The organism is Micromonospora sp. MW-13, from assembly GCF_003434305.1.
Lineage (GTDB): Bacteria > Actinomycetota > Actinomycetes > Mycobacteriales > Micromonosporaceae > Micromonospora.
Genome location: NZ_QKKX01000033.1, coordinates 105,301 through 127,199, shown reverse-complemented (window position 1 = coordinate 127,199; position 21,899 = coordinate 105,301). Strand labels below are relative to the sequence as shown.

At 77.3% G+C, this 21,899-nt stretch carries 19 protein-coding genes, 1 pseudogene and 1 riboswitch; of the genes and pseudogenes, 16 read left to right on the top strand and 4 right to left on the bottom strand.

Annotation, left to right across the window (positions count from 1 at the left end; translation table 11 throughout):
- Window positions 1-7: 7 nt before the first annotated feature.
- Window positions 8-478: a hypothetical protein gene (locus C5N14_RS17985; RefSeq protein ID WP_128763602.1), complete on the bottom strand. Its 471-nt coding sequence runs from the start codon at window positions 476-478 to the stop codon at window positions 8-10.
- Between the two features lie 473 nt (window positions 479-951).
- On the opposite strand from C5N14_RS17985, the gene C5N14_RS17980 reads away from it, so the two are divergent.
- The 3 genes from C5N14_RS17980 to C5N14_RS17970 all read left to right on the top strand — a co-directional run bounded on the left by C5N14_RS17980 (window position 952) and on the right by C5N14_RS17970 (window position 2,341).
- The gene (locus tag C5N14_RS17980; protein ID WP_243639729.1) at window positions 952-1,230 is read left to right on the top strand and encodes a hypothetical protein; all 279 of its coding nucleotides are present in this window, start codon (window positions 952-954) and stop codon (window positions 1,228-1,230) included.
- A 197-nt stretch (window positions 1,231-1,427) separates the two neighbouring features.
- Window positions 1,428-1,868 carry a ribonuclease domain-containing protein gene (locus C5N14_RS17975; RefSeq protein WP_117669249.1) on the top strand — a complete coding sequence of 147 codons (441 nt, stop codon included), beginning with the start codon at window positions 1,428-1,430 and terminating at the stop codon, window positions 1,866-1,868.
- A 56-nt stretch (window positions 1,869-1,924) separates the two neighbouring features.
- Window positions 1,925-2,341, top strand: coding sequence for a barstar family protein (locus tag C5N14_RS17970; protein ID WP_117669248.1), 417 nt, complete (start codon window positions 1,925-1,927; stop codon window positions 2,339-2,341).
- A 148-nt stretch (window positions 2,342-2,489) separates the two neighbouring features.
- Here the strand turns inward: C5N14_RS17970 and C5N14_RS17965 are convergent, their stop codons facing one another.
- The gene (locus C5N14_RS17965; protein WP_117669247.1) at window positions 2,490-3,242 is read right to left on the bottom strand and encodes an HD domain-containing protein; all 753 of its coding nucleotides are present in this window, start codon (window positions 3,240-3,242) and stop codon (window positions 2,490-2,492) included.
- Window positions 3,243-3,551: 309 nt separating this feature from the next.
- Between C5N14_RS17965 and C5N14_RS17960 the strand changes: the two genes are divergently transcribed.
- Window positions 3,552-4,169 carry a DedA family protein gene (locus C5N14_RS17960; protein ID WP_207892774.1) on the top strand — a complete coding sequence of 206 codons (618 nt, stop codon included), beginning with the start codon at window positions 3,552-3,554 and terminating at the stop codon, window positions 4,167-4,169.
- Between the two features lie 203 nt (window positions 4,170-4,372).
- Here the strand turns inward: C5N14_RS17960 and C5N14_RS17955 are convergent, their stop codons facing one another.
- Window positions 4,373-4,537: a hypothetical protein gene (locus C5N14_RS17955; RefSeq protein ID WP_371685862.1), complete on the bottom strand. Its 165-nt coding sequence runs from the start codon at window positions 4,535-4,537 to the stop codon at window positions 4,373-4,375.
- A 52-nt stretch (window positions 4,538-4,589) separates the two neighbouring features.
- Here C5N14_RS17955 and C5N14_RS17950 point away from each other — a divergent pair, with 52 nt between their 5' ends.
- Entirely contained in the window at window positions 4,590-5,735 is a 1,146-nt protein-coding gene (locus C5N14_RS17950) for an aromatic acid exporter family protein (RefSeq protein WP_243639726.1), read from the top strand.
- 24 nt (window positions 5,736-5,759) lie between these two features.
- Here C5N14_RS17950 and C5N14_RS17945 read toward each other — a convergent pair whose 3' ends face one another.
- The gene (locus C5N14_RS17945; protein ID WP_243639725.1) at window positions 5,760-6,479 is read right to left on the bottom strand and encodes an alpha/beta hydrolase; all 720 of its coding nucleotides are present in this window, start codon (window positions 6,477-6,479) and stop codon (window positions 5,760-5,762) included.
- 165 nt (window positions 6,480-6,644) lie between these two features.
- Between C5N14_RS17945 and C5N14_RS17940 the strand changes: the two genes are divergently transcribed.
- The 11 genes and pseudogenes from C5N14_RS17940 to cbiE all read left to right on the top strand — a co-directional run bounded on the left by C5N14_RS17940 (window position 6,645) and on the right by cbiE (window position 21,892).
- Window positions 6,645-7,895: an MFS transporter gene (locus tag C5N14_RS17940; RefSeq protein WP_117669245.1), complete on the top strand. Its 1,251-nt coding sequence runs from the start codon at window positions 6,645-6,647 to the stop codon at window positions 7,893-7,895.
- A 221-nt stretch (window positions 7,896-8,116) separates the two neighbouring features.
- Window positions 8,117-8,452, top strand: a complete 336-nt coding sequence (locus tag C5N14_RS17935; RefSeq protein ID WP_117669244.1) for a hypothetical protein — start codon at window positions 8,117-8,119, stop codon at window positions 8,450-8,452.
- Between the two features lie 570 nt (window positions 8,453-9,022).
- Window positions 9,023-9,152: riboswitch (cobalamin riboswitch) on the top strand.
- Window positions 9,153-9,198: 46 nt separating this feature from the next.
- Window positions 9,199-9,486, top strand: coding sequence for a hypothetical protein (locus C5N14_RS17930; RefSeq protein ID WP_117669243.1), 288 nt, complete (start codon window positions 9,199-9,201; stop codon window positions 9,484-9,486).
- Window positions 9,487-9,636: 150 nt separating this feature from the next.
- Window positions 9,637-13,305 (top strand): cobaltochelatase subunit CobN, encoded by a 3,669-nt coding sequence (gene cobN / locus C5N14_RS17925; RefSeq protein ID WP_117669242.1) that lies wholly within the window; start codon window positions 9,637-9,639, stop codon window positions 13,303-13,305.
- Window positions 13,302-15,529 (top strand): annotated as a pseudogene (locus C5N14_RS17920) (VWA domain-containing protein); the annotation flags it as partial. The gene cobN and the pseudogene C5N14_RS17920, both read left to right, overlap by 4 nt.
- A gap of 140 nt (window positions 15,530-15,669) precedes the next feature.
- The gene (gene cobO, locus C5N14_RS17915; RefSeq protein ID WP_117669241.1) at window positions 15,670-16,281 is read left to right on the top strand and encodes a cob(I)yrinic acid a,c-diamide adenosyltransferase; all 612 of its coding nucleotides are present in this window, start codon (window positions 15,670-15,672) and stop codon (window positions 16,279-16,281) included.
- A gap of 83 nt (window positions 16,282-16,364) precedes the next feature.
- On the top strand, window positions 16,365-17,699 hold the full coding sequence (locus C5N14_RS17910) for a cobyrinate a,c-diamide synthase (RefSeq protein ID WP_243639739.1): 1,335 nt from the start codon (window positions 16,365-16,367) through the stop codon (window positions 17,697-17,699).
- A gap of 38 nt (window positions 17,700-17,737) precedes the next feature.
- A complete protein-coding gene (gene cobI / locus C5N14_RS17905; RefSeq protein WP_117669320.1) occupies window positions 17,738-18,511 on the top strand; it encodes a precorrin-2 C(20)-methyltransferase in 774 nt (257 codons plus the stop codon).
- A gap of 38 nt (window positions 18,512-18,549) precedes the next feature.
- Complete coding sequence (gene cobM, locus C5N14_RS17900) at window positions 18,550-19,494, top strand: precorrin-4 C(11)-methyltransferase (RefSeq protein ID WP_243639737.1); 945 nt, start codon at window positions 18,550-18,552, stop codon at window positions 19,492-19,494.
- Complete coding sequence (locus C5N14_RS17895; protein ID WP_117669240.1) at window positions 19,491-20,642, top strand: cobalt-precorrin-5B (C(1))-methyltransferase; 1,152 nt, start codon at window positions 19,491-19,493, stop codon at window positions 20,640-20,642. The genes cobM and C5N14_RS17895 overlap by 4 nt, the downstream gene beginning before the upstream one ends.
- Window positions 20,630-21,892, top strand: coding sequence for a precorrin-6y C5,15-methyltransferase (decarboxylating) subunit CbiE (cbiE, locus tag C5N14_RS17890; protein ID WP_117669239.1), 1,263 nt, complete (start codon window positions 20,630-20,632; stop codon window positions 21,890-21,892). Before C5N14_RS17895 ends, cbiE begins: the two co-directional genes overlap by 13 nt.
- Window positions 21,893-21,899 lie beyond the last annotated feature (7 nt).

The following is a 21,899-nucleotide window of genomic DNA, read 5'->3' as shown; positions in this document are numbered from 1 at the left end:
GGCCCGTTCACGGCGACTCGTCCGCCGCCGTCCGCGCGGCCGAGCGGTGCCTGACCAAGGCAGCCTCCACGTGCTCCAGCATGCGGTGCGTGTGCGGTGGTGACAGCAGCCGCAGATGCCACATGGCGACCTCCACGTAATCGCCGGGCCGTGCCCGGTCGGCCGGTGTCCGGCTCGCGCCGTACGACCACACCACCATCAGGGCCAGCGGGTAGCCGGTGTCGGCATGCGCGTACCGCAGGCCGAGCCAGGAGCGGGAGCCCGGCGGAAGAAGGAAGACCTGGCCCTCCCGGCGCGCCCGGGCCAGACCCTCGGACAGGTCCGGCAGGCCCCGGTCCGGCATCTCCTTCGCCACTGCCCACCGGAGGCCGGTCGCCGCGCTCAACGCCGTCGCCGCCGAGACGACCGCGAGGCACTCGGCGTGATCGAGGCGACGCGGGTGTCTCGGCAGCCGTATCCCGCCCGTGGCGCGTCGCATGGCCGGAAGCGTGTCATGCGTTGCGTCGCCGTTCAAACACCGACAGGGTGGGTCAGGCTGGGTGGTGCCGGCCAGGCCCGGTCGGCCGCGTGGGGCTCATGCGGTTCGTGTTCCTCTCAGAACGGTATCCGTCGAGGGGGCCCGCTCCAGGCCGCCTACCTGCCCGGCTCCTTCGGCTCCGGCAAGTCGCATGGCCGTGCTGCATGCGCTGACCCACCCGTGGCCCGTTCGGTGCTGACCGAACGTGTCCGAATGGTGTACCTGCTCGGGGGCTCGCCCGACTGGGCGGAGTCCGGACACAGGCTTGCCGTAGAGCTTGCATACATAGGCTCGCGTCACTACATTTTGTGCGGGTGTCGCCCCGTCCGACCGATGGTCGGCCCGGCGGCTGATCGTCCGCCCGAGCCGGGCCCAGCGCGTACGCGCCGTCGCGCGTCGCCACGCGAGCGTTCCCGTAGCTTCCCGCGCCGTCGGTGGCGCTGAGCGTGCCATTGGCCACCGGCCGCTGGTCCTGCCTGGAGTTCATGGTGGACGGCGCACAGGGGCTGCTGCGCACCTGGGTCGACGGCACGGCGGTGGCCGGCCTGACCGTGGACGGGACGCCGACCCACGACATCGACGGGCAGTGGCTCAACCGGACCTGGCGCCCACAGCTCACCGACCTGCGGCTGGGCTGGGAGAGCTACGGCGACGGGTCGGACACCCTCTGGTTCGACGACGTCGCGGTCGGGTCGAGCCGGGTCGGCTGCTGACCCCACGCGGGTCGGGTGGCTCCGCCCGGGCGACCCGACCCGAGTTGGCGCGGTCCTCATCGAGGTGTGCGGACGAGTTTCGCCGCCGACCCTGGCCAACGCCGGGTGTCGCGTCGACACTGTTCCCAGCAAGGAACTCATGTGCATCGATGAAATCGGTGCCGCCGAGATGGGGAGGAACAGTGACAGACACGAGGATGCCCACCACCACGACGACCGGCGGCCGGGTGCGCCGCACGATCGGCCTGCTCGCCCTGCTCACCGCGATGGTCGCCGCGGCCCTGGCGGGGCCGTCCGTGGTGACGCCCACGCTGGCCGAGCCCGCCCAGGCGGCCGTCCACAGCTCCTGCACCATGACCCGCTGCGCGGACGCGCGCACCGCCCGTTCCGGCTGGTCCGCCAAGGGCTTCCCGACCAGCCGGGGCTGGTACTCGTGGAGCGGCGGGCTCGCCAACTTCGCCGGCGGCCAGTTCCACAACTACGAGGGCCAACTCCCCGCCGGCGCCACCTACCACGAGTACGACGTCTACCCGCGCGCCTCCGGCGCCGCGCGCGACGCGTACCGGATCGTGGTCAACAGGAGCACGGGCGCGACGTGGTTCTCGCCCAACCACTACACCGACTTCTACCGCCTCTGACGCGACGCCTCGCGGGGCCGGGCCGCAGGGTCCGGGCCCGCGCCGGGGAGGGCACCATGACCGAGGGGCACCCGCCCGAGCTGCCGCCGTGGCTGGCCGTCACGGCGACCGAGCGCACCCCGGGGCCCGGTGCGCGGGACGCGGTGCTGCCGGCGGCGACCGCCCGCACCCGGGCCGACCTGTTCGCGGCGCTGGTCGACGTCCTGGACCTGCCCGGGTACGTCGGGCGCAACTGGGATGCGCTCGCCGACAGCCTGCGCGACCTGCTCGACGCCGGCCCGCTGACCCTGCTGGTCGACGACGCCACGCAGTTGCTCGCCGACGAGCCCCCCGGCCACCTCGGCCTGCTGCTGACCCTGCTCGGCGACGCCGCCGCCGACGCCCTGCACCCGCTGCGGGTCGTGCTGCGCGACGCCCCCGACCGGATACCGGTCCTGCGCCGCCGGGCGGTCGCCGCCCTGCCCCGCCGCTGACCGCTCGGCCCCCGGCCGGCTACCGCTGGCCGTTGCGTTCCTGGCCCCGGCCGCCTGCCGCTGGCCGTCCGGTTCCTGGCTCCCCGGCCGCCGGCCCGCCGGGGCGGTGCCCGGTCGCCGCGCCGTGTCGGTCCACCGGGGCCCGGCCTCAGGAGGCGCTCACCGGATGGTCGAGGATCGCGCTGAAGCGCTCCTCGGCCAGGTCGAGCTGGCTGAAGATGTGGGCCTTCACCGCCGGGGCGAGCGGGGTGTCCGGCCGGGCGATCAGCTCGCGGAAGACGGGCACCAGCGGCCGGTACTTCGTCGCCGAGGAGAACACCTTCGGGCCGACGGTGTGGATCACGCCAACCCCGTTGTCGGTGAAGTCGGAGACCTTGATGACCCGGGCCCACGGCTCCCGGTCCAGGCTGGCCGCCACGTGCTCCCGGTACTGCGTGTGCCGGTCGCGGTCCGGGTCGTACGCCGGGTTGGTGACCGCGGCGACCAGTCGGGCGACCCGGGGGCCGAACCGCGCGGCGAGCACCGCCAGCGCCGCCGCCGTGCGGTCGCCGGCCGCCGCCGGCCCCACCGGGTGGCCCTCCGTCAGGCCTGCCAGCTCCGTTGGGTGGTCCTCCACCGCGTCGTGCAGCAGGCCGGAGACGATCACGTCCACGTCGCGCACCTGGTAGTGGTGCATCAGCCGGATCGCCACCCGCAGCAGGTGGTTCAGGTACGGCTCGCGTACCCGCCGGTCGTCGCGGTGCAGCTCGGCGGCCAGGTCGAGGGCGGCGGTGAGTCGGGCCCGCGCGTCGGAGTCGAACGCGCGGATCTCCAGCCGGAACCGCTCCAACAGGCCGGGCTCGCCGTGGATCTCGGTGATCGCGTGCATCGGCATGGTGGCCAGGTACGGCGGGAAGTCCATGGACCACTTATAGCTGATCTTCACCGTTCGTGGGTCCCGTCGTCGGCCTTGCGACGGCAACCGCCGCGGGCCGGCCGCTGCCAGACACCCGCTCGACCAGCCGGACCGTGGTCCCCTCCGGGGTGGCGTGCACGCTGGCCCGCTCCAGCAGGCGGGTCATGATCAGTTGCCCCCCCGGCCGCGATGGACTCCACCGGGCCCGGCGGGGTGGCCGCCCAGTCCCTCGCCCGGTGCGCGGCGCTGGTCGGGGCCGGCCGGAAACGGCGATCGGCGTCACCCGGCCGCCGCCGTGCGGGGGAGAATGGTCGGGTGGACCGGGTGTTCGCGGTGCTGGTGGCGTTGCCGCCCGCGCTGGTGCTCGCCCTGGTCTTCCTGCTTCCCGCGCTGGAGGCGTCCACCTTCCTCGGGCTGTTCGTGCCGGGGGAGGTCGCGGTGCTGGTCGGCGGAGTGCTCGCGCACTCGGGTCGGCTGCCGCTGTGGGCGGTGGTCGCCGCGGCGGTGGCCGGGGCGGCGCTGGGCGACCAGACCGGCTACCTCATCGGCCGCCGGTACGGCCGCCGGCTGCTGTCCCGCGCGCCCCGTCGACTGGTCCGCTCCGGGGAGCTGCGGCGGGCGCTGGACCTGGTCCGCCGCCGGGGCGCGGTGGCGGTGGTGCTCGGCCGCTGGGTGGCGGCGCTGCGCGCCCTCGTGCCGGGGATCGCCGGGCTCAGCGGGGTGCCACGGGGCACGTTCACCCTGGCCAACCTCTGCGGCGGGGTGCTCTGGGCGGTGACCGTGGCGGTGCTCGGCTACCTGGCGGGAGCCTCGTACCGGCTGCTGGAGCATCGCCTCGGCCTGGGCGGGGAGGCGCTGCTGGCCCTGCTGGTGGTGCTGGTGGTGGCCCGTCTCTGGCGGCACCGCCGGGCCGCCCGCCGGGCCGCCGGATGAGGCCGCGGGGCCGGTTGCGCGGTGGGTCGGCGTGCCGGGGCGGCGGCGAGCGGGATGTCCGCCGCCCCGGCACGCCGGGTCGGGTGCCCTGTCGTCCCGGTGCGTCAGGAGGGCCCCGCCCGCACAGCGGGGGCGGCCGGTGCCCGCGCCCGCTGTGACGGCCGCCTGCACCGAGTTCGGGTCGCGGTAGCTGTTGCAGATGATCAGCAGCCGGCCCCGTTCGATGGCCACCCGTTGCAGCCCCGGGTCACCTCGGCGAAGCACGGGTCCGAGTCGTCGTGCACGACGACCCCGACCACGCCGCGCTGCGGCCGGGCCAGTAGCTGGGCGTGCGCGTTCGGCACGTACCGCAGGTCGGCGACGAGCACCGCCTCCTGGCCCGGCCGCCCGGTTCGCCGGGAGGCACCATGGTGGGGCGGTGTGACGGCGAAGGAGGCGGCGATGGCGCGGTGGGGCTGGTTGCGGGAGGCCGCCGGCCGGGTCCGGCGGGGCTGGCTGCCGGTGGTGGAGGGCACCCTGGCGGCGACCGTCGCCTGGGTGCTGGCCACCCGCCTGGTCGGGCACCCGCAGCCGTTCTTCGCCCCGGCCGCCGCGCTGATCGTCCTCGGGCAGGCCCGCGGGCAGCGGACGCGCCGGGCGGTGGAGGTGGTGCTCGGCGTCGCCGCCGGGGTGCTCGTCGCCGACGTGGTGGTGCAGGCCCTCGGGCCGCGCACCAGCTGGACGGTCTTCACGGTCATCCTGCTGACCATCGTGCTGGCCGTGGCGGTCGGCGCGAGCAGCGTCTCCGTGGTGCAGGCCGCCGTCTCGGCCCTCTACCTGGTGGTGGTCTCCCCGCCCACCGAGTCGCTGGTCCCGTTCCGGTTCGTCGACGCGCTGATCGGTGGGGCGGTGGCCCTCGTCGCCAGCCAGCTCGTCGACGCCCGGCGCCCGCTCGCCCCGCTGGTCGCCGAGTTCCGGCAGACCTTCGAGGACCTCGCCGGGCTGCTGCGCGAGGTCGCCGACGCGCTGGACGAACGCGACCCGACCGCCGCCCTAGCCGCCCTCGACCGGGCCCGGGGGATGGACGCCGCCGTGGAGCGGCTGCGCGCCGGGGTGCTCGCCGCCGGTGAGGCGCTGACCCTGCACGTCCGCCGCCGCCGGCACCTGGGCCGGCTGCGCTCGGTCGACGCGTCCATCGGGCAGATCGACTACGCGGTGCGCAACGTGCGGGTCCTGGCCCGGTCCGGGGTGACCCTCACCCGGCTGCCCACCCCCGTCCCGCCCGGTCTGGGGGTCGCCATCCGCTCGCTGGCCGACGCGATGCACGCCGCCGGGGAGGCGTTCGCCGCCGACCTGGACGGCCGGGACGCCCTCGCCGACGAGCACGCCGCCCGCGCCGAGACAACCGCGCTGGAGGCGGTCCGGGGCGCCGGCCGCCTGTTCACCGCCGGTCAGACCCTGCCGCTGGCCATGATCGTCGGGTCGGTGCGGGCCACCGCCATCGACCTGCTGCGCGGGGTCGGGGCGGACGACGACGCGACCGTCCTCGGTCGGGTCGACGAGGCGCTCGGCCTGCCGGCGCTGTGACCCGGCCGGCGCGGACGCGGGCGGTCAGGCCGGGCCGGACGCGGGGGCGGCGACGAGCCAGTCCGCCGCGCGGCGGCGCAGCTCCGCCGGCACCTCGTGCCCGCCGGTGAACTCCGCGTAGTCGACCGGGTAGCCGAGCGCGCGCAGCCGGGGCACCAGCCGGCGACTGCACACGTCCGCCGGCAGCACCGGGTCGGCGGCGCCGTGCGAGACGAACACCCGGGGCCGGCCACGGGTGACCAGGGGCGCGGCGAACCCGGGGGAGAAGGCCAGCACCGCGCGGACCAGGTCGCCGTTGGTCAGGCCCAGGGACAGCGCGTACGAGGCGCCGTCGGAGAAGCCGCCGAACGCCACGTCGGCGACCGGGTGGGCGGACAGGACGCTCTCCAGCAGTTCGTCGATCCGGCGTACGTCCGGCCCGAAGCCCTCGGCGATCAGGTCCCACGTCGACGCGGTGGCCTGCGGCGCGACGAGCAGCAGGTGGTGCGCGTCGGCCAGCGGCAGCAGCAGGTCCAGGCCCTGCCGGGCCGAGCCGCCGGCGCCGTGCAGCAGCAGCACCAACCGGTACGGCCGCTCGTCGGCGTCGTCCGGGGCGTACACCAGTGCCCGGGGCTCGCCCCCGGGACCGGTCACCGGGGTCAGCCCCCGCCGGGCCCGGCCGGTCGGCGGGGCCGGTCGGGCGGCCAGCCGTCCGTGCCGGTGGTCCTGCGCCGGCTCCCGGTGCGGCAGGGCGGGCTCGGTCACGTCGTCCTCACCGCCTCGCGTCGGTCGCTGCCGGGGCGGGTACCCGGTCCGCCGCCGGTTAACCGGTCCGGATCGCGGTAAGGGGTGGGGTCGACAGGTGGTGCTGTCGTACCGGGATGTCCAATAGTCGGACGACGTCCCCACGCCGGAGAGGAAACCACCCCCGTGAGCAGCACCGCCGACGCCCCGACCGCCGATCCGGGCAACGCGCCGGCCGGCGTGCCCCGCCCGGTCCTGGCCGCCCGCAACGGCGTCGCGGCCGTGTTCGCCCTCAACGGCCTCGCGGTCGCCTCCTGGTTCTCCCGGGTGCCGGCGGTCCGCGAGGCGCTGGACCTCAGCGCGGGGCGGCTCGGGCTGCTGCTGCTCGCCATGTCCGTGGGCGCGCTGCTGGCGATGCCGACCGCCGGGCTGGTCACCCAGCGCCTCGGCGCGACCCGGACGGTGGCGGTCAGCGTCCTGCTGGTGGCGGGCGGGATGACGGTGGCCGGGATGTCCGCCGGGTTCGCCGGGTTCCTGCCCGGCGTCGCCGTCGGCCTGTTCCTCTTCGGCTACGGCTCCGGCACCTGCGACGTGGCGATGAACATCGAGGGGACGGCCGTCGAACGGCGGCTGGGCCGGACGATCCTGCCCCGGTTCCACGCGGCGTGGAGCCTCGGCTCGGTGGCCGGCGCGGGCCTCGGCGCGGGGGCCGCCCGGGTCGGGGTGCCGATCGCCGCGCACCTGACGGTGCTGGCGGCGGTCGTGCTCGCCGGCACCCTGCTCGGGGCCCGTTCCTTCCTGGCGGCCCGTGACGCCGACCCGGCGTCCGCCCGCGACGACGCCGCCGCGCGCCGCGGCTCGCTGCTCGCCGCCTGGCGGGAGCCGCGCACCCTGCTCATCGGCCTGCTGGTGCTGGTGATGGCGTTCACCGAGGGCAGCGCCAACGACTGGCTGGCGGTGGCGTTCGTCGACGGGTACGGGCTGAGCGAGGCCGCCGGGGCCGCCGTCTTCGGCGTCTTCGTGGTCGGCATGACCGTCGGCCGCACCGCCGGAACGGTGGCGCTCGACCGCTGGGGCCGGGTGCCGGTGCTGCTCGGCACGATCCTGTGCGCGGGGGTCGGCGCCACCCTCGCGGTGCTGGCGGGCTCCGGGCCGGTCGCGATCGTCGGGGTCGCGCTGTGGGGTCTCGGCGCGTCGCTCGGCTTCCCGGTGGGGCTGAGCGCCGCCGCGGACGACGAGGACCGGGCGCCGGCCCGGGTCAGCGTCGTCGGGGTGATCGGCTACTCCGCGTTCCTCGGCGGTCCGCCGCTGCTCGGCCTGCTCGGCGACCAGGTGGGCACGCTGCGCGCCCTGATCGTGGTGCCGCTCCTGCTGCTGCCCGCGCTCGCCCTGGTCCCGGTGACCCGGCCGCTGGCCGGCTCGCGGCCCACCGGCTGATCCGCCCCGGCTCGCCCCGTGGGGTGCGGCCCGGTGCCGGAGGGCGCCGGGCGGCCGTCGTACCGCCGCGCCCGCCGCCGGGCCGCGGTCGTCGCCCGCCACGCCGTCACCGGGCGCGGGGTGGACCACCGGCCCCGTGGTCAGGTTCCTCCCACCGCGCGCCCAGCAGGTTGCCAGGCGGGGGTGCTCCACTGGGGGGACGCCGAGGAGAGGAGCCGGGCATGGGCTGGTTCAGCCGGCGACAGCGCGCCGTCGACGGGACCCCGACGAAACTCGACCGGGAGGCGACCCCGGACGACCTCGCCGCCCTGGAGGCGTTCGTGGCCAGCCGCCGGGGGGTGGAGTTCTACCTCGAGCCGGAGACCACCGCGACCGACACCACCGTGATGGCGATCGCCCACGACGGGGAGTGGATCCGGCGGCGGACCGGTTCGCCCCGGGCGGCGGCGAAGATCGCCCGGCGGCACGCGGTGCCGCTGTACGAGGCCGCGCGCACCGGGTACCCGGAGCGGATGCGGGCCTGGAACCGGGCGCACCCGGAGCGTCGGGCGCGCTGAACCCGGACCCGGCCCGGCGGGCAGGCACCCGCCCCGTCGGGACCCGGAACCCCCGCCGCGCGTCGGGCTCCGCCGCGCGTCGGCGATCACACCGCCGGGCTCGTCGGCGTCGTCCCGGGGGTTGCCGGGCCCGCCTCGCCGGTGCGGAGCCGCGCCGGACCGGCGGGCCGGCCCACGCCGATCGGGTGGGTCCCGGCATTGCGCGCCGATCGACGCCGGACGGTGCCTTGCCACCGTCGCGGCCGGCCGCCGGCGGTGTCGCCCGCGTCGCCCGACGCCTGCCGAGTCCGGGTGGAAACAGCAGGTCAGCGCCCCTGGTCGGCGGCCGTCGGCGACCGGCGGCCCGGCCCGCCCGGCACCCGGCGCGGGCCGGGCGGACCGGTCGGGGGGCAGGGCGGTGAACGCGCCGCAGAACCGACGACAGCCATGGACCGACGCCACTCGAACGGCATTCCGCCGAGGGGAATAAGAATTGACATATGTCAATGCGTCGGGGGTGTCCGGTGACGGGAGGGGCGGCGTTGACCGGCAGCGGGCCGGTGTGGCAGCATTCGCGGCCTGACGGCAGTGAAGGAAGCCGGTGCGATTCCGGCGCGGTCCCGCCACTGTCACCGGGGAGCGATCCCCCCTCGAGCGCCACGGCCGTGTGTCTGCGGTTGGAAGGCCGGGGGTGAGCGTCGATCCGGAAGCCAGGATACTTCGGCCGTCGGGACGACCCCAGGGCGTGGACACCCGAGGAGGACCCGATGACGCGTCGCGTCTCGCACATCGACGGCCGCCGTCGCCGCAGGTCGGCGCGGGGCACCGCGCCCGCCGGCCGCCGCGCCGCCGCGCCGGGCGCCGGCCGCCCACCCGCTGCCGGAGCGGCCGGCCGCCGCGTCGCCCGGCTGGCCGCCGCCCACCTGGCCGCCCCGCCGGCTCGGCCCGGCGCCCGGGCGCTCACCGCCGGGCCGACCGTCGGGCGTCGCCGCGCCGCGCCGCCGGGCGTCCGCGTGCTGCCCGCCGTGCCGTCCGCCGGGGATCCCGGCCGCTGATCTCCCGCAGCGCGTACCCTGCCGCGCCCCCGGCTCACCGGCCGTCGCCGGTGAACCGGCTCCCGGCCCGCCGTGCCCGCTGAGCCCGCGCCCACCCGCTGCCCGGAACGGCCGAACCGCCACCCCGGGCGTCACTGTCCGGAGCATCCCGTGCGCATCCTGCTGCTGTCCACCGCCGACACCGACCTGCTCGCCGCCCGGGCCAGCGGCGCCGACTACCGGCTGGCCAACCCCGCGCGGGTCGCCGCCGACGCGGTACCGGCGCTGCTCGACGGCGTCGACCTGGCCGTCGTACGGCTGCTCGGGGGCCGGCAGGCGTGGCCGGACGGCCTCGCCGCGGTGCTCGCCTCCGGCGTGCCGACGGTGGCCCTCGGTGGCGAGGCGGTGCCCGACGCGGAGCTGATGGCGGCCTCCACGGTGGCCTCCGGCGCGGCCACCCAGGCGCTGTCCTACCTGGTCGAGGGCGGGCCGGAGAACCTCGCCGAGCTGGCCCGGTTCCTCTCCGACACGGTGCTGCTCACCGGCGAGGGTTTCGCCCCGCCCGCCCCCACCCCGGCGTACGGGATCCACGGCGACCACCCCCCGACGCCCGGCCGGCCGGTCGTCGGCATCGTGTTCTACCGGGCGCACGCCCTGGCCGGGAACACCGCCTTCGTCGACGCCCTCGCCCACGCCGTCGACGCGGCCGGCGGGACCCCGCTGCCGATCTTCTGCGGCTCGCTGCGCGGGCTGGCCGCCGGCACCGGGCCCCTGGACCTGTTCGCCCGCTGCGACGCCCTGGTCGTCACCGTGCTCGCCGCCGGCGGCACGGTCGCCGCCGACGCCTCCGGCGGAGGCGACGAGGACGCCTGGGACGTCGGCGCGCTCGCCGCCCTGGACGTGCCCGTCGTGCAGGCGCTCTGCCTGACCAGCACCCGTGACCAGTGGGCCGGCAGCGACGCCGGGTTGTCCCCGCTGGACGCCGCGATGCAGGTGGCCATCCCCGAGTTCGACGGCCGGATCGTCACCGTGCCGTTCTCGTTCAAACGGATCGACGCCGACGGGCTGTCGGTCTACGAGCCCGACCCGGAGCGGGCCGCCCGGGTCGCCGGGATCGCGGTGCGCCAGGCCCGGCTGCGGCACGTGCCCAACGCCGACAAGCGGGTCGCCGTGGTGCTCAGCTCGTACCCGACGAAGCACTCCCGGGTCGGCAACGCCGTCGGTCTGGACACCCCCGCCTCGGCGGTGCGGCTGCTCGCCGCCCTCGCCGACGCCGGCTACCACCTCGGCGACCGGCCCGTCCCCGACGACGGGGACGCCCTCATCCACGCCCTGATCGCCGCCGGCGGGCACGACGTCGAGTGGCTCACCCCCGAGCAGCTCGCCGCCGCCGACGCCCGGGTGCCCGCGCACGCGTACCGGCGCTGGTTCGACCGGCTCCCCGCCGGGCTGCGTGAGCGGATCGTGGCGCACTGGGGGGAGCCGCCGGGCGAGCTGTACACCGACGACGGGCACGTCGTGCTGGCCGGGCTGCGGCTGGGCAACGTGCTGCTGATGATCCAGCCGCCGCGCGGCTTCGGCGAGAACCCGATCGCCATCTACCACGATCCGGACCTGCCGCCCAGCCACCACTACCTGGCCGCGTACCGGTGGCTGGCCGCGCCCGCCGTCGACGGCGGGTTCGGCGCGGACGCCGTGGTGCACCTGGGCAAGCACGGCACCCTGGAGTGGCTGCCCGGCAAGGGGCTCGGGCTGGCCGCCGACTGCGCCCCGGACGCCGTCCTCGGCGACCTGCCGCTGGTGTACCCGTTCATCGTCAACGACCCCGGCGAGGGCACCCAGGCCAAGCGCCGCGCCCACGCCGTCGTCGTCGACCACCTCGTCCCGCCGATGGCCCGCGCCGAGACGTACGGCGACCTGGCGAAGCTGGAACAGCTCCTCGACGAGTACGCCACGGTGCAGGCCCTCGACCCGGTCAAGGTGCCGGTCGTGCGGGCGCAGATCTGGGACCTGGTCCGCGCCGCCGAGCTGCACCACGACCTGCACACCGACGACATGCCGGCCGCCGACGACTTCGACGACTTCGTGCTGCACCTCGACGGGTACCTGTGCGAGGTCAAGGACGTGCAGATCCGCGACGGCCTGCACGTCCTCGGCGGCGCCCCCGCCGGGGAGGCCCGGGTCAACCTGGTCCTCGCCGTGCTGCGCGCCCCGCAGGTGTGGGGCGGCGTGCGCGCCCTGCCCGGCCTGCGCCAGGCCCTCGCCGCCGCGTACGGCCTCGACGAGCAGGCGTTGCTCGCCACGCCGGGCGAGCGGATCGCGGTGCCGGCGGCGCTCACCGAGGCGGTCGACGGCCCGGCCGGCACCGCCGCCGACGCCGTCGACCTGATCGAGGGGCTGGCCCGCCGGCTCGTCGTCGGCATGGAGACCCTCGGCTGGGACGCCGGCAAGGTCGACGCCATCGTCGCGGAGGTCGTCGGCCGGGGCGTCCCGGACGCCGCCGACGTGTTGCGCTTCGCCGCCCGCGAGGTGGTGCCCCGCCTCGACCGGACCACCGACGAGATCGACCGGGTGCTCGCCGCGCTCGACGGCCGGTTCGTCCCGCCCGGGCCGTCCGGCTCGCCCACCCGGGGCCTGGTCAACGTGCTGCCCACCGGCCGGAACTTCTACTCCGTCGACCCGAAGGCCATCCCGTCCCGCAACGCCTGGGACGTCGGCGTGGCCCTGGCGGACTCGCTGCTGGCCCGGCACGTCGCCGACACCGGCGGGTACCCGCGTTCGGTCGGGCTCACCGTCTGGGGCACCAGCGCGATGCGCACCCAGGGCGACGACATCGCCGAGGTGCTCGCCCTGCTCGGCTGCCGCCCCACCTGGGACGATCGTTCCCGGCGGGTCACCGGTGTCGAGGTGGTGCCGCTGGCGGAGCTGGGCCGCCCCCGGGTCGACGTCACCGTCCGCATCTCCGGGTTCTTCCGCGACGCGTTCCCGCACGTGGTGGCCCTGATCGACGACGCGGTCCGCCGGGTCGCCGCCCTCGACGAGCCCGCCGAGGGCAACTACGTCGCCGCGCACGTCGCCGCCGACCTGGCCGAGCACGGCGACGAGCGGCGGGCCACCGCCCGGATCTTCGGCTCCAAGCCCGGCGCGTACGGCGCGGGGCTGCTGCCACTGATCGACGCCCGGAACTGGCGCACCGACGCCGACCTCGCCGAGGTGTACGCCGTCTGGGGCGGCTACGCCTACGGCCCAGGGCTGGACGGCCGGGAGGCCCGCGCCGACATGGAACGCTCCTTCGCCCGGATCGCGGTGGCGGTGAAGAACCAGGACACCCGCGAGCACGACATCGTCGACTCCGACGACTACTTCCAGTACCACGGCGGGATGGTGGCGATGGTCCGCCACCTCACCGGGGCCGCCCCGGCCGCGTACGTGGGGGACTCGGCGATGCCGCACGACGTGCGCACCCGCACCCTCGGCGAGGAGACCCGGCGGGTGTTCCGGGCCCGGGTGGTCAATCCGAGGTGGATCGCCGCGATGCGCCGGCACGGCTACAAGGGCGCGTTCGAGCTGGCCGCCACCGTGGACTACCTGTTCGGCTACGACGCCACCGCCGGCGTCGTCGACGACTGGATGTACGAGCACCTCGCCGCCGCGTACGTCTTCGACCCCGAGACACGGGACTTCCTGGAGCGGTCGAACCCGTGGGCGCTGCGCGGCATCACCGAGCGGCTGCTGGAGGCCGCCGACCGGGGGCTGTGGGCCGAGCCGGAGCCGGCCACCCTCGACCGGCTCCGTGAGACGTACCTGACCAGTGAGGGCGACCTGGAGGACCGGCAATGAGCGCGAGGAGTGAGCTGGTTTTGCGAGCCCCGCAGTCGCGAACGGAGATGGCAGCACAGTGACCACGTTCCCGTTCTCCGCCGTCCTCGGCATGGACGACATGCGTCTCGCCCTGCTGCTCAACGCCGTCTCCCCGGCCATCGGCGGGGTGCTCGTGCGGGGCGAGAAGGGCACCGCGAAGTCCACCGCCGTGCGGGCCCTCGCCGCGCTGCTGCCGCCCGTCGAGCACGTCGCCGGCTGCCGGTTCGGCTGCGACCCGGCCGACGCCGACCCCGGCTGCCCCGACGGCCCGCACCCCGCCCCCCCGGCGGCGGAGCGCCGCCCGGCCCGCCTGGTCGAGCTGCCCGTCGGCGCCGCCGAGGACCGGGTGGTCGGCTCGCTCGACCTGGAGAAGGCCCTCGCCGAGGGGGTACGCGCCTTCGAGCCCGGCCTGCTCGCCGCCGCCCACCGGGGGGTGCTCTACGTCGACGAGGTCAACCTGCTCCACGACCACCTCGTCGACCTGCTCCTCGACGCCGCCGCGATGGGCCGCAGCCACGTCGAGCGGGAGGGCGTCTCGGTCAGCCACGCCGCCCGGTTCCTGCTGGTCGGCACGATGAACCCGGAGGAGGGGGAGCTGCGGCCCCAGCTACTGGACCGGTTCGGGCTCACCGTCGAGGTGAACGCCAGCCGGGACCCGGCGGTGCGGGTGGAGGTGGTCCGCCGCAGGCTCGCTGCCGACGCCGACCCGGCCGGGTTCGCCGCCCGCTGGGCCGACGACGACGCGCGGGTGGCCCGCCGGGTCGCCGCCGCCCGGGACCGGCTCGACCGGGTGCTGCTGCCCGACGCCGCGCTGCGGCAGATCGCCGAGGTGTGCGCCGCGTTCGACGTCGACGGGATGCGCGCCGACATTGTCACCGCCCGGGCCGCGATGGCGCACGCCGCCTGGCAGGACCGGACCGTGGTGACCGCCGAGGACGTCCGGGTGGCCGCCCGGCTCGCCCTGCCGCACCGGCGCCGCCGGGACCCGTTCGACACGCCGGGGCTGGACGAGAAGCGCCTCGACGAGGCGTTGCAGCGGGCCGGCGACGACGACCCCGACCCGCCCGGCGGCCCGACTGACGACGGCGGCCCCGGCGGCCCGACCGGTGGCGGCCCGGGCGGCCCCGGTGGTCCGGCGGGTGGCGGCCCCGGTGGCGGTGGCCGCGACGGGGGCGGACCGGACGACGACCGGCCCGCCGACGGCGACCCGCGCCGCGAGCACGCCGGGGGACCGGGACCCGCCGGCCCGGTGGGCGGCGACGCCGCGCCGGCCGGTGGTGGCGGCACGGCAACCGGCGAGCGGGGCGACGCCGCGCCGGCCGGCGACGGCGGTGACCCGGCCCGTGCCGGCGACCACGCCGACGCGCGCCCCGGCGGACCCGGTCGGCCCGGCGAGCCCTCGGCGGGCGGGCAGCCGGTGGCCGTACCCCGAACGGGGTTGAAGGCCCGGCTGTTCACCGCGCCCGGCGTGGGCGACGGGGTGCCCGGCCGGCGGTCCCGGGCCCGCACCGGCCGGGGCCGCACCACCGGGGCGCGGACCCCGCTCGCGGGCCGGGCCGGCGCCCTGCACCTGCCCGCGACGATCCGGGCCGCCGCCCCGCACCAGCCGGCCCGGGGACGCCGCGGCGGCCCGCTGCGGCTACGCCCGGCCGACCTGCGCGAGGCGGTCCGCGAGGGACGCGAGGGCAACCTCGTGCTGTTCGTGGTCGACGCCAGCGGCTCGATGGGCGCCCAGCAGCGGATGTCCGCCGTCAAGGGGGCCGTCCTGGCCCTGCTCACCGACGCATACCAGCGGCGGGACAAGGTCGCCGTGGTCGCCTTCCGGGGCGCCGGCGCGCAGACCCTGCTGCCGGCCACCTCGTCCGTGCTCGCCGCCTCCGCCCGGCTGGCCGAGCTGCCCACCGGCGGGCGTACCCCGCTCGCCGAGGGCCTGCTCGCCGCCGCCGACCTGCTGCGGGTGGAGCGGCTGCGCGACCCGCGCCGCCGGCCGCTGGTGCTGGTGCTCACCGACGGCCGGGCCACCGCCGGGCACCGCCCGCTGGACCGGGCCGCCCGGGCGGCGGCGGTGCTCGCCGCGACCGGCGCCCCCTGCGTGGTCGTTGACTGCGAGTCCGGCCCGGTCCGCCTGCACCTGGCCCGCCGCCTCGCCACCCACCTGGCCGCGGACCACCACCCCCTGACCGACGTCACCTCCACCCCCCTCCTGACCCACCTCGCCACCCCCCACCCCACCCGTTCTCCGCGATCTTGCCCGTTGGGGGCGGGCGAAAGGGACGAAAGCGGTGTTCCCGGGGGCCGTAACCGCAAGATCGCGGAGAACCATCAGGACAGGAGCGTTCGCTGATGCCACAGGGGAAGCCTTCGCACGTGCCCGTCGACGGGTTGACCACGCGGCAGCGGCGGCATCGGCCGTTGACGATCGTCCACACCGGGCAGATGAAGGGGAAGTCGACCGCCGCGTTCGGGCTGGCGCTGCGCGCCTGGACCGCCGGCCTGTCGATCGGGGTGTTCCAGTTCGTCAAGAGCGCCAAGTGGCGGGTGGGGGAGGAGAACGCCTTCCGCGCCCTCGGCGAGGTGCACGAGCGCACCGGCCAGGGTGCCCCGGTGGCCTGGCACAAGATGGGCGAGGGCTGGTCCTGGATCCAGCGCGGCGGCGAGGCCGACCACGCCGCCGACGCCTTGGAGGGCTGGCGGCAGATCCAGCGCGACCTCGCCGCCCAGCGGTACGGCCTGTACGTGCTCGACGAGTTCACCTACCCGATGAAGTGGGGCTGGGTCGACGTCGCCGAGGTGGTCGACACGCTGGCCGCCCGGCCCGGCTTCCAACACGTGGTGATCACCGGTCGGGACGCCGACCCCCGGCTGGTCGAGGCCGCCGACCTGGTCGCCGAGCTGACCAAGGTCAAGCACCCGATGGACGCCGGCCAGAAGGGCCAGAAGGGCATCGAGTGGTGACCCCGACAGCCGCCGACAGTCCCCGGCCGCCCGCGTCCGCTTCGACCGCCACCCGGCCGCCGGACCCGGGCGGGCCGTGGGCGCTGCCCCGGATCGTGGTGGCCGCGCCGGCCAGCGGGCACGGCAAGACCACCGTGGCCACCGGGCTGCTCGGCGCGCTGCGCCGCCGCGGCCTGACCGTCAGCCCGCACAAGGTCGGCCCCGACTACATCGATCCCGGCTACCACGGGCTCGCCGCCGGCCGGCCCGGCCGCAACCTCGATCCCTGGCTGGTCGGCGAGGAGCGGGTCGCGGCGCTGCTGCGGCACGGCGCCACCGTCCCGACCCCCGCCGACGTCGCCGTGGTCGAGGGGGTGATGGGCCTGCACGACGGCGCGGTCGGCCGCCGGGGGTACGCCTCCACCGCGCACGTCGCCGCGCTCGTCGACGCACCCGTGGTGCTGGTGCTCGACACCACGGCCCAGGGGCGCTCCGCCGCCGCGCTGGTGCTCGGCATGCGCGCCTTCGACCCGGCCGTGCGGATCGGCGGGGTGATCCTCAACCGGGTCGGCTCGCCCCGGCACGAGAGCCTGCTGCGCGCCGCGCTCGCCGAGGTGGGCGTGCCGGTGCTCGGGGCGGTCAGCCGAGCCGTCGAGGTCACCGCCCCGTCGCGGCACCTCGGCCTCGTCCCGGTCGCCGAGCGCGCCCCGGAGTCCGTGGCGATCGTGGCCGCCCTCGCCGACCTGGTCGTCGCCACCGTGGACCTCGACGCGGTGCTCGCCCTGGCCCGCACCGCCGGTCCGCTGACCGCGCCGGCCTGGGACCCGGTCGCGGCCGTCGGCGGTCCGGCCACGACCACCGCCCCGACCGTCGCGGTGGCCGCCGGCCCGGCCTTCACCTTCTCGTACGCCGAGACGGCCGAACTCCTCGCCGCGGCCGGCGCGACCGTGGCCCCGTTCGACCCGCTGCGCGACCCCGGCCTGCCGGCCGGCACCCGGGCCGTGGTGATCGGCGGTGGCTTCCCCGAGGCGCACGCCGACGCCCTCGCCGGCAACGCGGCGCTCCGCGCCGAGCTGGCCGCCTTCGACGGGCCGGTCGTCGCCGAGTGCGCCGGCCTGCTCTACCTGGGCCGTTCCCTGGACGGGACGCCGATGTGCGGGCGGCTGGACCTGACCGCCCGGATGACCGGCCGGCTCACCCTCGGCTACCGGGACGCCGTGGCCGCCGCCGACTCCCCGGTCACCCGGGCCGGCGAGCCGGTACGCGGACACGAGTTCCACCGCACCGTCACCGACCCCGGCCACGGCGACATCCCGGCCTGGCGCTGGGACGGCGCGGCGCACGGCTTCGTCGACGGCCGGGTGCACGCCTCCTACCTGCACACCCACTGGGCCGGCCAGCCGGCCGCCGCCCGCCGCCTGGTCGAGGCGTGCCGGTGAGCCCCCCGCCCGACCCCGCGGACCCGGGCCGGCCGGCGCTGACCGGGGTCGGCGTCGGGCCGGGCGACCCGGAGCTGCTGACCGTGAAGGCGGTCCGGGTGCTCGGGGCGGCCGACGTGGTCTTCGTACCGGTGATGGCGCACCGGACCGACGCCCCGGCCGGCCCCGCCGGGACCGGGGACGACCCGGGGGTGGCCGACGGCGGCGGGCGGGCCGAGGCGACCGTCCGGTCGTACGTGGACGCTGCCCGGGTGCGACGGCTGCCGTTCGCCCTCGACGACCGGGGTGGCATCACCGCCCGCCGCCGCGCGGCCTGGGACGCCGCCGCCCGCGCCGTGGTGGACGCGTTCGACGCCGGGGCGACCCGGGTCGCGTTCGCCACCATCGGCGACCCCAACGTCTACTCCACCTTCGGCTACCTGGCCCAGGGCGTGCGCGCGCTGCGGCCGGCGGTCACGGTCGGCACCGTTCCCGGGATCACCGCCATGCAGGACCTCGCCGCCCGCAGCGGCACCGTGCTCTGCGAGGGACGCGAGCCGCTGACCCTGCTGCCGGCCACCGCCGGGCCGGCGCTGTTCGCCGACGCGCTCGCCGGCCCGGGGACCGTGGTCGCGTACAAGGGCTGGCGGCGGCACCCCGAGCTGGTCGGGGAGCTGCGCCGGCAGGGCCGCCTCGGCGACGCGGTGCTCGGCCGGGGGCTCGGCCTGCCCGGCGAGCGGATCGGGCCGGTGCGCCCCGACGAGACCGACCTGCCGTACCTGTCGACGCTGCTCGTCCCGGCCCGCCGGGACCGCCGAGGAGGAAAACTGTGACCACTGCGGCGAACCCGGACAGCACCGGGGCGACGACCATGGGCAAGGTGTGGTTCGTCGGGGCCGGCCCGGGCGCGGCGGACCTGCTCACCCTGCGCGCCGCCCGGGTCGTCGGCGCGGCCGACGTGGTGGTCTGGGCGGCCAGCCTGGTGCACGCCGACGTGCTCGCCCACGCCCGCCCCGACGCCGAGATCGTCGACTCGTCCCAGCTTCCGATGGAGGGGGTGCGCCCGCTCTACGAGCGGGCCGCCGCGCAGGGGCTGACCGTGGCCCGGATCCACTCCGGCGACCCGGCGCTGTGGGGCGCGGTGCAGGAGCAGCTCGACCTGTGCCGGGCCCTCGGCCTGGCCGTCGAGATCGTCCCCGGCGTGTCCTCGTTCACCGCCGTCGCCGCGCTCGTGGGCCGGGAGCTGACCGTACCCGAGGTCGCCCAGTCGGTGATCCTCACCCGGCTGGAGGGCGGGAAGACGCCGATGCCGGCGGGTGAGCGGGTCCGCGACTTCGCCCGGCACGGCACCACCATGGCGCTGTTCCTCTCCGCCGCCCGCTCCGGGCAGGTCCAAGCCGAGCTGCTGGCCGGCGGCTACCCGGCGGACACCCCGGCGGTGGTGGCGTACCAGGCGACCTGGCCGGACGAACTGGTGGTGCGCTGCACCGTCGGCACGCTGGAGGCGACCGTCAAGGAGCACCGGCTCTGGAAGCACACCCTGTTCCTGGTCGGGCCGGCGCTGGCCGCCACCGGCACCCGGTCGCACCTCTACCACCCGGGGCACTTCCACACCTTCCGCCGGGCCGAGCCGGCCGCCCGGGCGGAGCTGCGCCGCCGCCGCGAGGGCGCGACCGGTACGGCCGAGATCCCGGGCCGCCCCGGCGGCGACCCCGGCCGACCGGACGCGGGCGAGGCCCGGCCGGGCGGGAGCGCCGCCGCGCCGGGGCAGCCCGCCGTGCCGGGGGAGCCCGCCGGCCCGGAGCGGGCCGGATGACGTACCCCGAGCCGGAGCTGCGTGAGCCGGACCTGCCGCGTACCGCGAAGGTCCGGCCCCGGGCGTTGCGCACCGGCTGGACGACCGGCGCGTGCGCCACCGCGGCGGCCAAGGCCGCGGTGACCGCGCTGGTCACCGGCGTGCCGCAGCGGGAGGTCGAGATCGGCCTGCCCGCCGGCCGCCGGGTGGTCTTCGCCGTTCAGCGGTGCGACTTCGCCCGGCTGCCCGGGGCGCGCGCCGAGGCGGTGGTGGTCAAGGACGCCGGCGACGACCCGGACGTGACCCACGGCGCGCACCTCACGGCCACCGTCGGCTGGCGCGACGAGCCGGGCCTCGACCTCGCCGGCGGCCCGGGCGTGGGCACGGTCACCAGGCCGGGCCTGGGGCTCGCCGTCGGCGGGCCGGCGATCAACGAAACCCCGCGCCGCATGATCGGCCAGGCCGTCGCCGAGGTGGTCGACCTGACCGAGGTCGGCATCCGGGTGGTGATCAGCGTCCCCGGCGGCGAGGTGATGGCCCGCAAGACCACCAACCGGCGGCTGGGCATCCTCGGCGGCATCTCCATCCTCGGCACCACCGGGATCGTCCGGCCCTTCTCGACGGCGTCCTGGCGGGCCAGCGTGGTGCAGGCGGTGCACGTGATGGCCGCGCAGGGGGAGCGGACCGTGGTGCTGTGCACCGGCGGGCGCACCGAGCGGGCCGCCCGCGCGCTCCTGCCCGAGCTGCCCGAGGTCTGCTTCGTCGAGGTCGGCGACTTCACCGGCGCGGCGGTCACCGCCGCCGTCGGCGACGGGATGACCGGGGTGGCCTTCGTCGGGATGGCCGGCAAGCTGGCCAAGCTCGCCGCCGGCGTGCTGATGACCCACTACACCCGGTCCAAGGTGGACCTGTCCCTGCTCGGCGCGGTCACGGCCGAGGCCGGCGGGGACCCGGCGCTGGTGGCCGAGGTGGCGGCGGCGAACACCGGGCGGCACGCGTACGAGCTGTGGGAGGCCGCCGGGCTGCTCCGTCCCGCCGGGGACCTGCTCTGCCACCGGGTCCGCCAGGTACTGCTGCGCTTCGCCGGGCACCGCGTCGCCGTCGACGTGGCGATGGTGGACTTCGCCGGGGACAACATGGTCGCCTCCTCCGGCCGGTGGGCCGCGTGACCCGCGCCGCCGACCCGGCCGCCGTCGGCCGTCCGGCCGCGGCCCCGGTGACCGTCGTCGGGGTGGACGCGGCCGGCGCGCCGCCGCATCCCGCCGCCCTCGCCGCGCTGGCCGGGGCCCGGCTGGCCGTCGGCGCGGCCCGGCACCTCGCCTGCGCCGCACTGCCCGACGACTGCGCCACGGTGACCCTCGGCCCGCTCGCGCCCGCGCTGGACCGGCTCGCCGCCGCCGTGGCCGCCGGCCTGCCGGCGGTGGTGCTGGCCAGCGGGGACCCGGGGTTGTTCGGCATCGTCCGCCGGCTGCGCGTCGAGGGACTGCCGGTGCGGGTGCTGCCCGCCGTGTCCAGCGTGGCCGCCGCGTTCGCCCGCGCCGGCCTGCCCTGGGACGGTGCGGCGGTGGTCAGCGCGCACGGCCGGGACCTGCGGCCCGCGCTCAACGCCGTCCGCGCCCTGCCGGCGGTCGCCGTGCTCACCGCCCCCGGCGCCGGAGCCGCCGAACTCGGGGCGGGGCTGGTCGGCTGGCGCCGCCGGCTGGTCGTCGCCGAGCACCTCGGCACCCCGGCCGAACGGGTCGTCGAGACCACCCCGGAGCGGGCCGCCGCCACCGCCTGGGCCGACCCGCACGTGCTGCTCTGCCTCGCCACCGACCCGGACGAGGTCGGGGCGGTGCGCGCCGACAACCAGCCGGCCGCCGCGCCGGCCGGCGGCTGGGCGCTGCCCGAGGCCGGGTACGCCCACCGCGACTCGATGATCACCAAGGCGGAGGTGCGGGCCCTCGCCGTGGCCCGGCTGCGTCCCCGCCTCGGCCGGCTCGTCTGGGACGTCGGCGCGGGCAGCGGCTCGGTCGGGATCGAGTGCGCGCTGCTCGGCGCGGCCGTGATCGCCGTCGAGCGCGACCCGGACGCCGTGGACCTGGTCCGGCGCAACGCCGCCGCGTACCGGGTGGACGTCCGGGTGGTCGCCGGGGCGGCCCCGGTCGCGCTGGCCGGGCTGCCCGACCCCGATGCCGCCTTCGTCGGCGGCGGCGGCCTCGACGTGCTCGCCGCCGTGGCGGCCCGCCGGCCCGCCCGGGTGGTGGCGACCCTCGCCGCGCTGGACCGGGTCGCCCCCGCGCTGGGCCTGCTGCGCGAGCACGGCTACCGCGCCGAGGGCGTACAGCTCTCCGCCGCCCGGCTGGCCGACCTGCCCGGCGGATCGGTCCGGCTGGCCGCCACCAACCCGGTTCTCGTCCTCACCGGGGACCGCCCGTGACAGCCGC

What these genes read in the sequence shown, in the direction of transcription:
- C5N14_RS17975 (WP_117669249.1), top strand. Translation starts at nt 1,428, where the DNA reads ATGCCCACCACCACGACGACCGGCGGCCGGGTGCGCCGCACGATCGGC.
- cobO (WP_117669241.1), top strand. Translation starts at nt 15,670, where the DNA reads ATGCCACAGGGGAAGCCTTCGCACGTGCCCGTCGACGGGTTGACCACG.
- C5N14_RS17935 (WP_117669244.1), top strand. Translation starts at nt 8,117, where the DNA reads ATGGGCTGGTTCAGCCGGCGACAGCGCGCCGTCGACGGGACCCCGACG.
- C5N14_RS17930 (WP_117669243.1), top strand. Translation starts at nt 9,199, where the DNA reads ATGACGCGTCGCGTCTCGCACATCGACGGCCGCCGTCGCCGCAGGTCG.
- C5N14_RS17970 (WP_117669248.1), top strand. Translation starts at nt 1,925, where the DNA reads ATGACCGAGGGGCACCCGCCCGAGCTGCCGCCGTGGCTGGCCGTCACG.
- C5N14_RS17895 (WP_117669240.1), top strand. Translation starts at nt 19,491, where the DNA reads ATGACGTACCCCGAGCCGGAGCTGCGTGAGCCGGACCTGCCGCGTACC.
- C5N14_RS17965 (WP_117669247.1), bottom strand. Translation starts at nt 3,242, where the DNA reads ATGGACTTCCCGCCGTACCTGGCCACCATGCCGATGCACGCGATCACC.
- cobM (WP_243639737.1), top strand. Translation starts at nt 18,550, where the DNA reads ATGGGCAAGGTGTGGTTCGTCGGGGCCGGCCCGGGCGCGGCGGACCTG.
- C5N14_RS17985 (WP_128763602.1), bottom strand. Translation starts at nt 478, where the DNA reads ATGCGACGCGCCACGGGCGGGATACGGCTGCCGAGACACCCGCGTCGC.